Source organism: Actinomadura macra NBRC 14102 (genome assembly GCF_001552215.1).
In the GTDB taxonomy this organism is placed as follows: Bacteria; Actinomycetota; Actinomycetes; order Streptosporangiales; family Streptosporangiaceae; genus Spirillospora; species Spirillospora macra.
Window position 1 is genome coordinate 44,970 of the sequence record NZ_BCQT01000006.1, and the last position, 14,382, is coordinate 59,351.

The window sequence follows — 14,382 nt, forward strand, 5'->3', positions numbered from 1 at the left end:
CCGCCACCACCCCCAGGAGAGTGACATGTCCCGCAAACACCTTGTGCTGGGCATAGGTGCCGCGGCCGGTCTCGTCGCGGCGCTGGTGACCCCAGCGCAGGCCGGCGAACCGGCCTTCCCGGCCGCACGTCAACAGGCCGCACCGGCCGCGCCCGTCGCCCCCGGCCCCGGCGACCGTGCGGCACGCGTGCAGAAGCAGCTCCGGCTGAGCCTCGGCGCGAAGTTCGGCGGTGCCTGGATCGCGCAGGGATCACAGGTCGTCGTCGCCACCACCGACGCGTCCGCCGTCAAGAAGATCGAGGCCGCCGGCGCACAGGCGAAGGTCGTGACGTACGCCGAGGCGAAGCTGACCTCCGTCCAGGCGGGACTGAACCGGCACGCCGCCTCCGCCGCCAAGACGGTGACCTCGTGGCGCGTCGACACCACGAGCAACCGGGTCGTCGTCAACGCCTCCTCCACGGCCGCCGCGAAGCGGTTCGTCGCCGCGAGCGGCGTGGACGCCAGCACGGTGAAGATCGTCCGTTCCACCGCGCAGCCCCGGCTCGTCCACGACATCGTCGGCGGCGAGCGCTACTGGACGACCCAGTACGGCTGCTCCGTCGCCTTCTCCGTCACCGGCGGATTCATCAGCGCGGGCCACTGCGGCAAGACCGGCGAGACGACCAAGGGCTCCAACCAGGTCGCGCAGGGCACCTTCGGCGGCTCGTCCTTCCCCGGCGACGACTACGCCTGGATCGACACCAACAGCCAGTGGACGCCGACGCCCAAGGTCACCAAGTGGAACGGCTCGTACGAGACCGTCCGCGGCGCGACCGACGCGGCCATCGGCGCGCGTACCTGCCGCTCCGGCGGCACCACGAACACCCAGATCTGGTGCGGCCCGATCCAGGCCCGGAACGTCACCGTCAACTACCAGGAAGGCGCGGTCAACGGCCTCATCCAGGCCAACATCTGCGCCGATCCCGGTGACTCCGGCGGCGCACTGATCACCGAGACCGGCGGCCAGGCGCAGGGCATCACCTCGGGCACCTCGGGCTCCTGCAAGAACGGGCAGGACTCCCAGGACACGACCTACTTCCAGCCGGTCGACGAGGTTCTGCAGATCATCGCCAAGAACGGCCGCCAGCTCATCACCCAGGGCAGCGGACCGGTCAACCCATGCGACGGCTTCCAGACCAAGGCCGCCGGGTCGCTGACCTCCGGCTCCAGCAGCTACCAGCCGGGCGGCAGCTACGCCACGACCGCCGCCGGCACCCACACCGCCTGCCTGGACGGCCCGGAAGGCGTCGACTTCGACCTGTACCTGCAGAAGCAGAACGGCGGCACCTGGACGACGGTCGCCAGTTCCACCAGCCCCAACCCCGACGAGAGCATCACCTACAACGGCGCCGCCGGCACCTACCGGTACCGCGTGCACTCCTACGACGGCACCGGTGAGTACACCCTGGGCTTCAGCAAGCCCTGACCGGCACGCCTGTCCGGCGCCTCCTGATCGTCCCCGGCCGTCCCTCCCCACACTGGGCGGCCGGGGACTGCTTTTCCAGTGGCGCGGGTCCCGCTCCCACTAGCCTTGGCGGTATCCAGGAGCCGGGACGAAGAAGGTGTGCAGTGACCGAGCAGGAACCGATCCTCAGCGACGGGGTCATCATCGAGTTCGTCGATGGCAAGGACGTGCCCGTCCAGCACAAGGACTTCGGTGAGCGGGCCGTCGTGATGCGCGACGCCAAGAACCCCGAGGGGCCGATCCTCTACTTCACCGAGGCCGAGTGGGACGCCTTCATCGCGGGCGTCAAGGACGGCGAGTTCGACGACCTGCTGGAGGAGGAACCCGCCGAAGGGGCCTGACGACCAGCGCCCGCGGCTCCGCCACGGGCCGCGGGGCCGTCACCGTCACCGGTGGGCGGCACCGGCAACGCTCAGTTCATATCCGGCTTGGGCGGAGAACTGGGCGACCACCTCGAACCGGTCACCCCGCACCAGCGTGCGGCGCCATTCCAGCGGGCGCCGTCCCTGCACGGCGAGCCGGTCGACCGCGAAGGCGGCGACACCGGCCTCGACACCGAGCAGCCGACGCTCGGCCGACGTGGGCACGACCGCGCGAATGTGTTCGCGCCCCCCGGTCGGCCGGACGCCACAACGCTTCGCCAGCTCGTCGTACAGACCGGTGTGGGCGAAATCCGCGTCCAGCAAAGGCGCGGCGACGCGAGCGGGAAGCCACACGCGGTCGAGGGCGAGCGGCTCCTCGTCGGCCAGGCGCAGCCGCTCCAGATGGAGCAGCGGCGTGGACTCCTCCAGCCCGAGCCGCGCGGCGACCACCCCGTCCGCCCGGACGTCGAGGACGCGAACGACGCTGCGCTGGTGCTGCCCGGCCGCCTCCACCGACGCGAACAGGCTGTACAGGGCGCCGACCGGCTGCTCGATCGCGACCGGCTCGGCGAGCCGGGGCACCCGACCGCGCTCGCCGACCACGATCCCGTCCGCCCGCAGGCGCCGCACCGCCTCCCGCACCGTGTGCCGGCTCACCCCGTACTCGGCGACCAGGGCCAGTTCGCCCGGGAAGACCCGCTGGAACTCCTCGTCCTCCAGCCGGCGGACCAGATCGGCGTGCAGCTGGGCCCACAGCGGCAGGGCGCTGGAGCGGTCAACCGCCCGTGCCCCCGGCATCCTTGACCCCCCATCCCCCACTCGCACCACGATTGCGCATAATGTACGTACATTCGGACCTTTAGGCAACAGGGATGGACATCGTGGACGTCGAGACCATCGAGACCGCGTCGCTGGGCGACCGCAGCTACGTCGCGCATGACGGCGAGCAGGCGATCGTCGTGGACCCGCAGCGCGACCTGGACCGCGTCCGGCGCCTGCTGGACGACCGGAACCTGCGCTGCGCGCTTGTGCTGGAGACGCACATCCACAACGACTACGTGTCCGGCGGCCTCCACCTGGCCCGCTCGACCGGCGCGACCTACGCGGTGTCGGCAGCCGCCCCCGTCGCCTTCGTCCGAAGGCCCGTCGCGGACGGCGACGCGCTGCGGGTGGGCGACCTGTGGATCCGGGTGGTCGCGACTCCCGGGCACACCGAGAACCACCTGGCCTACATCGTGAACGAGTCCGCCGTGTTCACCGGCGGGTCCCTGCTGTACGGCAGCGTGGGCCGCACCGACCTGGTCGACCCCGCCCGCACCGACGCGCTGACCCGGGCGCAGTTCCGCTCCGCCCAGCGCCTCGCCGAACTCTGCGAGGACGACGCGCGGGTGTACCCGACGCACGGCTTCGGGAGCTTCTGCTCGTCCGGCTCCATCACGGACGGCGCGTCCGTCTCCACCATCGGCGAGGAGCGGACCCGCAACGACGCGCTGGTCGAGACCGACGAGGACGCCTTCGTGTCACGCCTCGTGGCCGGGCTCACCGCCTACCCGCGCTACTACGCCCACATGGGTGCGCTGAACCTGGACGGTGCCGGCCCCGCCGACCTGTCACCCCCGTCGCCCGTGGCGCCCGAAGACCTCGCCAAGAGGATCGTCGCCGGCGACTGGGTCGTGGATCTGCGCAGCCGCACCGCCTACGCCGCCGGGCACCTGCTGGGCACCATCGGCATCGAGCTCGGCCAGAACTTCGCCACCTACCTCGGCTGGCTGATCCCGTGGGGCACGCCGCTCACCCTGCTCGGCGACAGCCCATCCGACGTCGCGGACGCGCAGCGCCAGCTCACCCGCATCGGCATCGACCGCCCGTCCGCCGCCCTCGGTCTACCGCCCGCGGACCTGCGCGGCTATCGCACCGCCACGTTCGCCGGCATCCCGCCCGGCGCCAACGTCCTCGACGTCCGCCGCGACGACGAACGCGCCGCCGGCTCCCTCCCGGGCTCGACGCACATCCCCCTGCACTCCCTCACGTCCCGGCTGGACGAGGTCCCGCCCGGCGAAGTGTGGGTGCACTGCGCGACCGGCTACCGAGCCTCCATCGCCGCAAGCCTCCTCGACCGCGCCGGCCGCGAAGTCGTCCTCATCGACGACACCTACTGACAACGACCGAAGGTCCTTTATGGGCGTCGCCGAAAATGCAGCCGCCCCCGCCATTCAGAGATCGCAAATAGAACTTTATCGACATTCGCAACCAGCCCACACTTTCCGGCGTCCGAAGAAAGGAACGGCACTCCGAGGAAGGGAGATCCCGCACATGGAGCGTCCTCCCCCGGAGCCGGGCGGCGTGCTGGTCGAGCGGATCGAGGGCGCGTTCCTGGGGGTGTACCTGACCCTGATCAGCATGATCCAGGGCGTCGGCCTCAGTGTCCTCGCGGAGCGCGCCTCGGCGTCGCCGTCCCCGGCGCCCCACGAGTGGATCGGCTACGCGATCTGCCTGATCGCCCTGATCGTCGTGTGGCAGGAGTACATGGTCGGCTCGGTCCAGTTCGCGTGGACGCCCACCATCCTGGACGCCGTCGTGCCGTTCACCGTCGGGATCATCGAGTTCATGCTCATCGCGTCCGTCCGCAAGTCGGCCGGCACCTTCCTGGTGTTCTATGCGGCCTTTCTCGGAGCGGGCATCGTCGGCTACCTCAACTGGCTGATCCACGCCCAGCGCGGCGCCCCCATGAACCGCACGTCGTACCCGCAGCTCAAGTGGTACATCTGGTTCGGCACCGCCGTCTGCGCGCTCGGATTCATGAGCACCATCGGCCTCATCGGCCTGCACGCCGCCGCCCCCGACCTGGCGGAGGTCTACCTGATGATCGCCGCGCTCCTGATCATCCTGCCGCTCTTCCTGCACTCCCTGGTCACCTGGACGCTGCCGCTCTACACCTTCCACCGCCGGCGCACGGACCCCGACTGGAAGTTCCGCCCCTGGCCCCGCCGCCGCCCGACCTAGGCGCGCCGGACCACCGAACGGCCCCCCGCACCTCAGGCGAAGACTTCGCGGAGAGCCTCAGCTGTGGCAGCACGCCGTCCCCACTCGGCGAGTTGCCGCTCGTCAACGCAGGTCGTGATCCGCTCACGCATCTCGTCCGACACGCAAAGCCCACGCCCCTCCAACACAAGAAGCAACATCTTGGCCTGGCCTATGGCCTGGCCTCGGGCCTCGCCTATGGCCTGGTTGCGGAGGGCGAAGTCGCTCTTGAACCTGTAGTCGGCGGTACTCACGGCTCAGGAGAAGATGTCGTCGGCGGATTCGGCTGTGCCGGCACGCCGTCCCCACTCGGCGAGTTGCCGCTCGTCAGCGCAGGTCGTGATCCGCTCACGCATCTCGTCCGACACGCAAAGCCCACGCCCCTCCAACACAAGAAGCAACATCTTGGCCTCGCCTATGGCCTGGCCTCGGGCCTCGCCTATGGCCTGGCCTCGGGCCTCGCCTATGGCCTGGCCTCGGGCCTCGCCTATGGCCTGGTTGCGGAGGGCGAAGTCGCTCTTGAACTTGTAGTCGGCGGTACCTGTGGTCACGAGCTCCTCCAGGATCTTCCGGGCGGCTTGTGGGAGCACGCCGAGCACCATGTCAGTGTACAGCGTGGCGTTTTCGTGCCCTGTGTTCTCGATGGTCGCCAGGGCGGCGTGGGTGATCTCCAGGGACTCTTCTGTGTGGGGGCTGACGTTGGTCAGGGCCGCGACGATGGTCAGTTCCGGCATCTCGGCCGCCTGGGCCGTGGACGTGACGAGGGGGCCGGTGCCGGGGCCGACCACGAGGGGGGTGAGGGTGAAGCCGGGGTGGCCGATGACGACGGGTTTGCGGGCCCAGTCGGCGACGCGGCGGGCGGGGCAGAAGACCAGGAGGTAGCTCGGGCAGCCGGATCTCGCGTGGAGGGCCGTCAGGTAGACGGGCCAGCTGCGGCATTTCCTCGGATCGACGGCGCGCTGCGTCTCGGCGACGACACTGATCTTCGGGGTGGGGGAACCCCGTTCGCGGATCTCGACGACGTTGTCGGCGCGGTAGGCGGCCGGGGTGATCTGGGTGAAGTCCTCCGAGACCGTCCGGACCACGATGTCGTCGGGCACCTTGATGTCGAAGGCGGTGCGGAGTAACTGCACGAGGACCTCGGGGTGGTCGCGGACGATCTGGATCGGCGACTCGTGTTCGACGGTGACCATGCGCAGAACGCTACGTTGCGACCAGCATTGGATACCGTCACTATTGAATGACTCTACGTGTGGTCTATGTCACGTTCCGTGGCAGAGTTCTTGCCACCAGGTGGTGAGGTGCCGCTCGGCCTCGGGGGTCAGGTCACCCCACAGGCGGAGGCGGGAGATGCCGCCGTCCGGGTGGATGTCCAGGCGGACGTGGGTGACCTCGGGGGACGTGAGGCGGAAGCGGTGGCGGGTGTCCGGCTGGAGGGGGGTCCGGGGCAGGAGGGGGGTGGTGGTGCCGTGTTCGTCGATGCCGGTGAGGGCGAAAGCGGCGGGGGCGTTGAATTTCAGGTGGGTGGTGTCGATCTCGGCGAGGCGGATGATGCCGGGGGCCGCGAGGGCGATCAGGGCCCAGTCGTTGGCGCCGTCGCGGCGGCGGGCGGTCTCCCATCCCTCGGCCTGGTTGCGGGCCAGGCCGGGGAACAGCATGTTGTCGGGGGACGAGTAGAACATGTTGGAGCATTCGGTGACGCGCGCGCCGTTCTCCAGGGCGGCCAGGTCGACGGTGAGGCCGGCCAGGTACGTGGGGTCCGGGACCACCTCGCCGTGGACGCGGAGCCGTGCGATACCGCCGTCCGGGAACATGTTCAGCCGGACGTGGGTGACCAGGCGGCCGTTGTCGACGAGGAAGGAATGGGCGGTGCCGCCCTTGAGGGGGGACCTGGGGACGATCTCGCGCCAGTCGGCGGCGGCGAGTTCCGCCGGGGAGGGGTGGCCGTCCAGGGCGCATGCCTCCACGGACGCGTGGGTGGGGAAGTTGCCCTCGAACCAGGCGGTGTCGATGACGACGCCGTGGACGATGCCGGGCAGGCCGAGGCGGATGAGGGCCCAGTCGTGGTCCCCGTCGCGGCGGCGGGCGGTCTCCCAGCCGTCGTACTCCTGACCCTTGGGGCCGAACGTTTCGGGGCGGAACGCCGGAGTCCAGGGGTTGAGCAGGTTCTCCTTGGCCGCGAAGGACTCGTCGCTCGCCGCGATGACGGATCCTCCGAGGGTCCGGACGGCGAGGTCCGGGAGCGTGGTGAAGCCGGTCAAGGTGTCTCCGTTCGGCTGAGCAGGCGTCCGCCGGGCACGTCGCCAGCGGGGGTGCCGCGCAGCCAGGTGGCTCGGACGGCACCGGTGAGAGTGTGGCCCTCGTACGGGGTGACGGGGTGGCGGTGGTGGAGGGACGCGGGGTCCACGGTGAACGCGGCGTCGGGGTCGAAGGCGACGAGGTCGGCGTCGCGGCCGGGGGCGATGCGGCCCTTGGGGAGGCCGGCGAGGGCGGCGGGCGCCTCGGACATCCAGCGGACGACGGCGGCCAGGTCGTGGCCGCGGGCGCGGGCGGCCGTCCAGACGACGGGAAGGCCGAGTTGGAGGGAGGAGACGCCGCCCCAGGCGGTGGCGAAGTCGCCGTGTTTGAGGTCGGGCGTACAGGGTGAGTGGTCGGTGACGACGCAGGAGATCACGCCGGCGGCGAGGCCGAGCCAGAGTTCGTGGCGGTTGGCGGCGTCGCGGATGGGCGGGCAGCACTTGTAGGACGGCCCGCGCACCTCCTCCGCGGACAGGGTCAGGTAGTGCGGGCAGGTCTCCGCGGTGACGCGCAGGCCCGCGGCCTGGGCCTCCGCGAGGGGGATGAGGCAGTCGGCGGCGGACAGGTGCAGGATGTGCGCGCGGACGCCGGTCTCCTCCGCCAGCCGGATGACCCGTTCGACCGCCAGGCGCTCCGCTGAGGGCGGGCGGGAGGTCAGGAAGGCCGCGTATCCGCCGTCGGACGGTGTCCCGAGGGCGGCCGGGTCCTCGGCGTGCACGATGACGAGGCCGTCGAACGAGGCGATCTCGTGGAACGCCTCGCGCATTCCGGGGAGGTCGAGCGGCGGGAACTCCGGGACGCCGGAGTCGGAGGTGAAGCACTTGAACCCGAACACGCCGGCTTCGTGGAGCGCGCGCAGATGCGGGACGTTGCCGGGGATCGCCCCGCCCCAGAAGCCGACGTCCACGGAGCACTTCCGGTCGGCCGCGGCGCGCTTGACGGCCAGGGCGGACGGGTCGACCGTCGGCGGCAGCGAGTTCAGCGGCATGTCGATCAGGGTCGTGACGCCTCCGGACGCGGCGGCGCGGGTCGCGGTGGCGAAGCCCTCCCACTCGGTGCGGCCGGGTTCGTTGATGTGGACGTGGGTGTCGACGAGTCCCGGCAGCAGGGCCGTCCGGCCGAGGCTGACCTCGGACCTGGCGGGCAGAGGGGCGTCGTGGTCGGCGACCTCGGCGACGCGGCCGTCCCGGACGGCGACCGCGGCGGGGCGCTCGCCGTCCGGCAGGACGGTCCTCAGGGACCTGATGACGAGATCGTGCGTCATGGGGTGCGGGTGATGTGCTCGGGACGTACCGGCACCCGGGTGAGGGCCTGGCCCGTGGCGTCGCGGACGGCGGCGACGATCGCGGGCGTGGAGGAGAGGGTGGGCGGTTCCCCGGCGCCGCGGAGCCCGTAGGGCGCCTCGGGGTCGGGGTTCTGGAGGATGTCGAGCCGCATCGGCGGCATGTCGAGGATGGTCGGGATGAGGTAGTCGGTGAAGGACGGGTTGCGGACGAGCCCGTCGGACACGACGATCTCCTCCATCAGGGCGAGGCCGAGGCCCTGCGCGGTGCCGCCGTGGATCTGGCCCTCCAGCGACAGCCGGTTGAGGATCTTGCCGACGTCCTGGACGGCGGCCAGCTCGACGACCTTGACCAGCCCGAGGTCCACGTCGACGTCCACGACGGCCCGGTGGACGCAGAGGGCGAGCTGGGTGTGACTGTCGCCCTGGCCGGTGACGGGGTCCATCGGCTCGGTGCGGCGGTGGTGGTACTCGCGGGTCTCCTCAAGGACGGTGTCGCCGAGGATGTCCTCGATCGTCGCGAGCACTCCGCCCGCGTGCGAGACGATCTTGCCGCCGGCGACGTGCAGGTCGGCCGTGGCGCGGGCCGTGCCGAGGTGCTGCCGGGCGAGCGCGAACAGTTCGGCGCGGACGGCCTCGCAGGCGGCCTTCACCGCGCCGCCGGACATGTAGGACTGGCGGGACGCGCTGGACGAGCCCGCGTCGCCGACCCGGTCGTCGGCCGGGGCGATGGTGACCCGCTGGACGCCGAGCTCGGTGCGGGCAATCTGCGCCTGGACCGTGACGAGGCCCTGCCCGACCTCGGCGGCGGCAGTGTGGACGAGCGCGGTCGCCTCCCCGCCGATGACCTCCAGCCGGACGCGGGCGGTGGACAGGTCGTCGAAGCCCTCGGAGAAGCAGATGTTCTTGATCCCGACGCCGTATCCGACGCCGCGGACGACGCCCTCGCCGTGCGTGGTCTGGGAGACGCCGCCGGGCAGGTGGCGAAGGTCGCCCGGGTCGAGGGCCGGGGGCATCGGCGTGGCCTCCAGCCGCGTCAGCATCTCCGCGAGCGGCGCGGGGGCCTCGATGAGCTGGCCCGTCGCGAGCCGGGAGCCCTGCGACACGGCGTTGCGGCGGCGGATCTCGACCGGGCCGATGCCGCAGGCCGCGCCGAGCTTGTCCATCATCGACTCGTAGGCGAAGCACGCCTGCACCGCGCCGAAGCCGCGCATGGCGCCGCACGGCGGGTTGTTCGTGTAGACGCCGTAGGCGTCGATGCTGATGTTGGGGATCTCGTACGGGCCGACGCCGAGCGAGGCGGCGTTGCCGGTGACGTTGATGGTGGACGAGGTGTACGCGCCGCCGTCCAGGATGATCTCGACGTCGGCGTAGAGGAGGCGTCCGTCCGCCGTGGCGCCGTACTCGTATCGCATGTGCGCGGGATGCCGGTGGACGTGCCCGAAGAACGACTCGTACCGGTTGTAGGACATCTTCACCGGCTTGCCGGTGCGCAGCGCGAGCATGCCCGCGTGGATCTGCATGGACAGGTCCTCGCGGCCGCCGAACGCGCCGCCGACGCCCGCGAGGGTCATATGGACCTGGTCCTCGGCGAGGCCGAGGCACGGCGCGATCTGCCTGAGGTCGTTGTGGATCCACTGCGTGGAGACGTACAGGTCGATGCCGCCGTCCTCGGACGGGATCGCCAGGCCCGCCTCGGGGCCGAGGAACGCCTGGTCCTGGATGCCGACCTCGTACTCCGAGGACACGACGACCTCGGCCGCCGCGCGCGCCGCCGCCACGTCGCCGACGCGGACGGGCTGGTGGCGGGTGATGCCGCCGCGGTCTTGGACCTTCAGCCGGTCGGGGTCGGCGATCACGGCGCGGGGGTCGGTGATCGGCTCCAGCACCTCGTACTCGACGGTGATCGCCTTCAGCGCGCGCCGGGCGGTCTCGGGGTGGTCCGCGGCGACGAGCGCGACGGGCTCGCCCTGGTGGCGGACCTGGTCGATGGCGAGGACGGGCTGGTCCTCGGTGTGGTCGATGCCGAACATCTTGCGGCCCGGCACGTCCTCGTGGGTGAGGACGGCCCGGACGCCGGGCATCGCGACCGCGGCGCCGATGTCGATCGCGTGGATGAGCGCGCGGGGGTGCGGGCTGCGCAGCGTCGCACCCCACAGCATCCCGTCGATCCACAGGTCGGACGCGTACGCGAACTCGCCCGCGACCTTCAGCGTGCCGTCCGGGCGCAGGGTGCTCGCGCCGACGCCGCCCACTCCCGGGGCCTCGACGTGACCGGGACTCTTCAACGGGGCCACCATCAGAGGACCTCCTCAGCGAGTGCCATCAACCGGCGGTGTGCGGCGGCGCCGCGCCGTCCCGCCTCGTCTTGCGGGACGGTGACGAGGGCGTCATCGCGCACGATCGTCCGGCCGCCGACGAACAGGCGCCGCAGCGGCGGGGTCTGCCCGAAGGTGAGGGCGACCACCGGGTCGTCGAGCGCGGCGTGGAAGCCGTCGACCCGCCACAGCGCGATGTCGGCGAGCTTGCCCGGCTCCAGGGAGCCGATCTCGCCGTCGCGGCCGAGGCAGCGGGCGCCGCCGAGGGTCGCCATCTCCAGGGCTTGGCGCGCGGTCAGCGCGTCCGGACCGTAGCGGGCGCGCTGCATGTAGATCGCCTGCCGCATCTCCCCGGCGAGCGGGACCAGTTCGGCGGACGCGGGCCCGTCCACGCCCAGCCCGACCGGCACGCCGGCCTCCAGCAGGTGGGACACGCGGGCGATGCCGGATCCGAGCCGGGCGTTGGAGCTCGGGCAGTGCGCGGCGCCCGTGCGCGTCTCGGCGAGGCGCTTGATGTCAGCGTCGTGCAGGTGAACGCAGTGGGCGAGCCAGACGTCGGGGCCGAGCCAGCCGATCGAGTCCATGTACTCGGCCGGGGTCATGCCGAACTGCTCGGCGGTGTGCTCCTCCTCGTCGAGGGTCTCGGCGAGGTGGGTGTGGAGCCGGACGCCCCGGTCGCGCGCCAGCTCCGCCGACCTGACCAGCAGTTCCCGGCTGACGGAGAACGGGGAGCAGGGGGCGACGGCGACGCGGAGCATCGAGCCGGGCGAGGGGTCGTGGTAGCGGTCGATGGCGGCGCCGGTCTCGGCGAGGATCGTGTCGAGGTCCTCGACGACCTCGTCCGGGGGGAGCCCGCCGTCGGACTCGCCGCGGTCCATCGAGCCCCGGCAGGGGTGGAAGCGCAGGCCGAGCTCGGCGGCGGCGTGGATCTCGGCGGCGAACAGGTCGCCGCGCCCCTTGGGGAAGATGTAGTGGTGGTCGGTGGAGGTGGTACAGCCCGACTTGGCGAGCCAGGCGAGCCCGGCGGTGGCCGCGCCCGCGGCGATCTCCGCGTCCATCTTCGCCCAGGGCTTGTAAAGCGTGGTCAACCACTCGAACAGCGTGCCGCCGGTGGCGATGCCCTGGCTCGCCCACTGGTAGAGGTGATGGTGGGTGTTGACCAGCCCCGGCGTGGCGAGGCAGCCGCGGCCGTTGACCCGCTCGACCCGGCCGGCGGTCGGGGCCGGTCCCGGTCCGACGGCCGTGATCCGGTCGCCGTCGATCACGATGTGCCCGGTGGGGTACTCCTCCCCCGACACGGTGACGACGTGGGCGTTCTCGATGACGACCGTCATGGACGCGCCGCCTTCCGGCGGGCCGCCAGCCGGACCGCGTCCAGGATCTTCTCGTAGCCGGTGCAGCGGCACAGGTTCCCGGCGAGGGCCTCGCGGATCTCGGCGTCGGACGGCGTGGCGTTCCGCTCGATCAGGTCGTGCGCCTGGACGATCAGTCCCGGCGTGCAGAACCCGCACTGGACGGCGCCCGTCTCGACGAACGCCTCCTGGACGGGATCGAGCCGCTCCTCGCCGGACGGCCCCTCCGCGAGGCCCTCCACGGTGCGGACCTCCCGCCCCTCCACCTGGCCCGCGGCGACCAGGCACGCGCAGGCGGGAATGCCGTCCAGGTAGACGGTGCAGGAGCCGCACTCGCCCTGCTCGCAGGCGTTCTTGGAGCCGGGCAGGCCCATCCGCTCCCGCAGCATGTACAGCAGGCTCTCGCCCTCCCACACGTCGTCGACGGTCTCCGCGGAGCCGTTGATGGTGACGGTGACGCGCATCAGGAAGCCTCCTCGGCCGGAATGCCGGTTCTGTAGTCGTTCCAGGCCCAGGTCAGCGTGCGGCGCGCCATCACCGACAGGGCGTGCCGGCGGTAGTCGGCCGTCCCGCGGACGTCGTCGATCGGCGCGGCGGCCTCTTTGACCAGCTCACCGAACCGCTGGGACAGCGAGACCGACAGCGGGCCCCGGCCCTCCCAGTCGAGCTCGCCCGAGAGGAACTCCTCGGCGGCGGTGGCGCGGCGCGGCGTCGGCGCGGCGGAGCCGACGCCGGTGCCGACGCGGCGCTCGGCCGGGTGCAGGGCGAGGGCGAACGAGCACACCGCGATCACCATCGCGTTCCGTGTGCCGATCTTGGAGAAGTACTGCGGGCCGGAGGCGGGGGCCGTCCAGAACGCGCGGATCAGCTCGTCCGGCTCCAGCGCGTTGCGCTTCACGCCGAGATAGAAGTCGAGCACAGGGATCATCCGGACACCGCGCGCGGCGGACTCGGCCTCGATCACCGCGTCCCCGGCCAGCAGCGGCGGGTGGGTGTCCCCGGCGGGCGAGGCGGCGCCGAGATTCCCGCCGACCGTGCCCCGGTTGCGGATCTGCGGCGAGCCGACCGTCCGGGACGCCTGGGCGAGGCCGGGCAGCCGGTCCCCCAGCTCGGCGATCAGCCGGGCGTACGGGACGCCGGAGCCGACCCGCAGCCGCCCGTCCACCGGCTCCCAGTCCGCCAGTTCGCGGATCTGGTTCAGGTCCAGCAGCGCTCCGGGACGACGCACGTCGAAATTGATCTCGACCATGACGTCGGTGCCGCCCTGCAGGGGCAGCGCCTCCGGCCGCTCCGCCTTGGCGGCGAGCGCATCCGCCCAGGTCAGCGGTCGCAGAAAGTCCATGGTTTGGGTGTTCCTCCTCGGTACGTACTGTCAGTGCCAGGCGGACGGGACGGGTGGGGCGTCGTCGGTGAGCACGCTGCCCTCGATGAGCCCGTACGGGCGGTCCGCGGCATAGAAGACCTCGTTGTCGTTGTGCAGGCCGAACGGCTCCAGATCGACCGCGAAGTGGTGCTTGTTGGGCATCGACATCCGCACCTCGCAGAGTTCGGGCAGCTCGTGGAGAACGCGGCGGCCCATCTGGTAGAGCGTCTGCTGAAGGGACAGGCTGTGCGTCTCGGCAAACGCGGCCAGCAGCGCGGTACGGGCGGCGCGGTAGGACTCGCCCCAGCGCGCGTCTGTGCCGCGGTGCCGCCACGACGCGGTCACGGCGGTGGCCAGGACCCGGTCGTTGGTGGGCGCGAGGGTCGTGTACCGGTCCTCGATGAAGCCGTGGAACTCGCTGCCGGTCGAGTTGAGGACGACCAGGTCCGTCAGGCCCGACACCACCGACTCGGGTCCGTCCGAGCCGTCGCTGTGGACGAGCGCGGTGCGGACCTCGCCACCGTCGCGGACGAACGAGTGCGGCCCGGAGATCCGGCTCCAGCCGTACTCGCGGATCTCGACGCGCGCGTGGGTGATCGTCGGCTGGGAGTCCACGAAGTGCCGGGCGAGCAGGAGCCCGAAGTCCTCGATCTCGTCGATCCCGTGCTTCCCGGCGAACGCGAACACCGTGTTCTTCTGCGCGTCCGTGGTCAGGACGGCGGAGTTGTCGCCGGTCAGGTGCACCTCGTCCATGGCGCCGGAGAGCGACACGCTCACGTTGAGGTCCTTGATCCGGTGGACGCCGCCGTCCTTGCCGACCCGGACGACGCGCGTCTCCGCCTTGCCGTAGCGGTTGGGGCCGAGCACGATGGCCATGCGGTT

General features: G+C 71.5%; 14 protein-coding genes. 4 read left to right on the forward strand and 10 right to left on the reverse strand.

Features of this window, described 5'->3' with window-relative positions; all coding sequences use genetic code 11:
* Positions 1 to 25: 25 nt before the first annotated feature.
* Together AMA02S_RS09415 and AMA02S_RS09420 are read left to right on the forward strand one after the other, a co-directional pair.
* Positions 26 to 1,465, forward strand: coding sequence for a S1 family peptidase (locus AMA02S_RS09415; RefSeq protein WP_067454949.1), 1,440 nt, complete (start codon positions 26 to 28; stop codon positions 1,463 to 1,465).
* Positions 1,466 to 1,608: 143 nt separating this feature from the next.
* On the forward strand, positions 1,609 to 1,845 hold the full coding sequence (locus AMA02S_RS09420; RefSeq protein ID WP_084264940.1) for a DUF397 domain-containing protein: 237 nt from the start codon (positions 1,609 to 1,611) through the stop codon (positions 1,843 to 1,845).
* Between the two features lie 45 nt (positions 1,846 to 1,890).
* On the opposite strand, the gene AMA02S_RS09425 is transcribed toward AMA02S_RS09420, so the two are convergent.
* A complete protein-coding gene (locus tag AMA02S_RS09425; protein ID WP_067454954.1) occupies positions 1,891 to 2,664 on the reverse strand; it encodes a GntR family transcriptional regulator in 774 nt (257 codons plus the stop codon).
* A gap of 74 nt (positions 2,665 to 2,738) precedes the next feature.
* Between AMA02S_RS09425 and AMA02S_RS09430 the strand changes: the two genes are divergently transcribed.
* Both AMA02S_RS09430 and AMA02S_RS09435 read left to right on the forward strand, forming a co-directional pair.
* Positions 2,739 to 4,025, forward strand: coding sequence for an MBL fold metallo-hydrolase (locus AMA02S_RS09430; RefSeq protein WP_218004897.1), 1,287 nt, complete (start codon positions 2,739 to 2,741; stop codon positions 4,023 to 4,025).
* A 154-nt stretch (positions 4,026 to 4,179) separates the two neighbouring features.
* Positions 4,180 to 4,869 (forward strand): hypothetical protein, encoded by a 690-nt coding sequence (locus AMA02S_RS09435; RefSeq protein ID WP_067454957.1) that lies wholly within the window; start codon positions 4,180 to 4,182, stop codon positions 4,867 to 4,869.
* A gap of 32 nt (positions 4,870 to 4,901) precedes the next feature.
* Here the strand turns inward: AMA02S_RS09435 and AMA02S_RS09440 are convergent, their stop codons facing one another.
* The 9 genes from AMA02S_RS09440 to pucL form a co-directional block, all read right to left on the reverse strand.
* Positions 4,902 to 5,141 carry a hypothetical protein gene (locus AMA02S_RS09440; RefSeq protein ID WP_067454960.1) on the reverse strand — a complete coding sequence of 80 codons (240 nt, stop codon included), beginning with the start codon at positions 5,139 to 5,141 and terminating at the stop codon, positions 4,902 to 4,904.
* A gap of 3 nt (positions 5,142 to 5,144) precedes the next feature.
* Complete coding sequence (locus tag AMA02S_RS09445) at positions 5,145 to 6,080, reverse strand: hypothetical protein (protein ID WP_067454963.1); 936 nt, start codon at positions 6,078 to 6,080, stop codon at positions 5,145 to 5,147.
* Between the two features lie 69 nt (positions 6,081 to 6,149).
* A complete protein-coding gene (alc, locus tag AMA02S_RS09450; protein ID WP_067454966.1) occupies positions 6,150 to 7,148 on the reverse strand; it encodes an allantoicase in 999 nt (332 codons plus the stop codon).
* The gene (allB, locus tag AMA02S_RS09455; protein WP_067454968.1) at positions 7,145 to 8,449 is read right to left on the reverse strand and encodes an allantoinase AllB; all 1,305 of its coding nucleotides are present in this window, start codon (positions 8,447 to 8,449) and stop codon (positions 7,145 to 7,147) included. Before allB ends, alc begins: the two co-directional genes overlap by 4 nt.
* Positions 8,446 to 10,767 (reverse strand): xanthine dehydrogenase subunit D, encoded by a 2,322-nt coding sequence (pucD, locus tag AMA02S_RS09460; protein WP_174550949.1) that lies wholly within the window; start codon positions 10,765 to 10,767, stop codon positions 8,446 to 8,448. Before pucD ends, allB begins: the two co-directional genes overlap by 4 nt.
* Positions 10,767 to 12,119 carry an 8-oxoguanine deaminase gene (locus AMA02S_RS09465; protein ID WP_067454971.1) on the reverse strand — a complete coding sequence of 451 codons (1,353 nt, stop codon included), beginning with the start codon at positions 12,117 to 12,119 and terminating at the stop codon, positions 10,767 to 10,769. The genes pucD and AMA02S_RS09465 overlap by 1 nt, the downstream gene beginning before the upstream one ends.
* Positions 12,116 to 12,601: a (2Fe-2S)-binding protein gene (locus AMA02S_RS09470; protein ID WP_067454974.1), complete on the reverse strand. Its 486-nt coding sequence runs from the start codon at positions 12,599 to 12,601 to the stop codon at positions 12,116 to 12,118. Before AMA02S_RS09470 ends, AMA02S_RS09465 begins: the two co-directional genes overlap by 4 nt.
* Positions 12,601 to 13,479: an FAD binding domain-containing protein gene (locus AMA02S_RS09475; protein WP_067454977.1), complete on the reverse strand. Its 879-nt coding sequence runs from the start codon at positions 13,477 to 13,479 to the stop codon at positions 12,601 to 12,603. The genes AMA02S_RS09470 and AMA02S_RS09475 overlap by 1 nt, the downstream gene beginning before the upstream one ends.
* A gap of 30 nt (positions 13,480 to 13,509) precedes the next feature.
* Positions 13,510 to 14,376, reverse strand: coding sequence for a factor-independent urate hydroxylase (pucL, locus tag AMA02S_RS09480; RefSeq protein ID WP_067454980.1), 867 nt, complete (start codon positions 14,374 to 14,376; stop codon positions 13,510 to 13,512).
* Positions 14,377 to 14,382 lie beyond the last annotated feature (6 nt).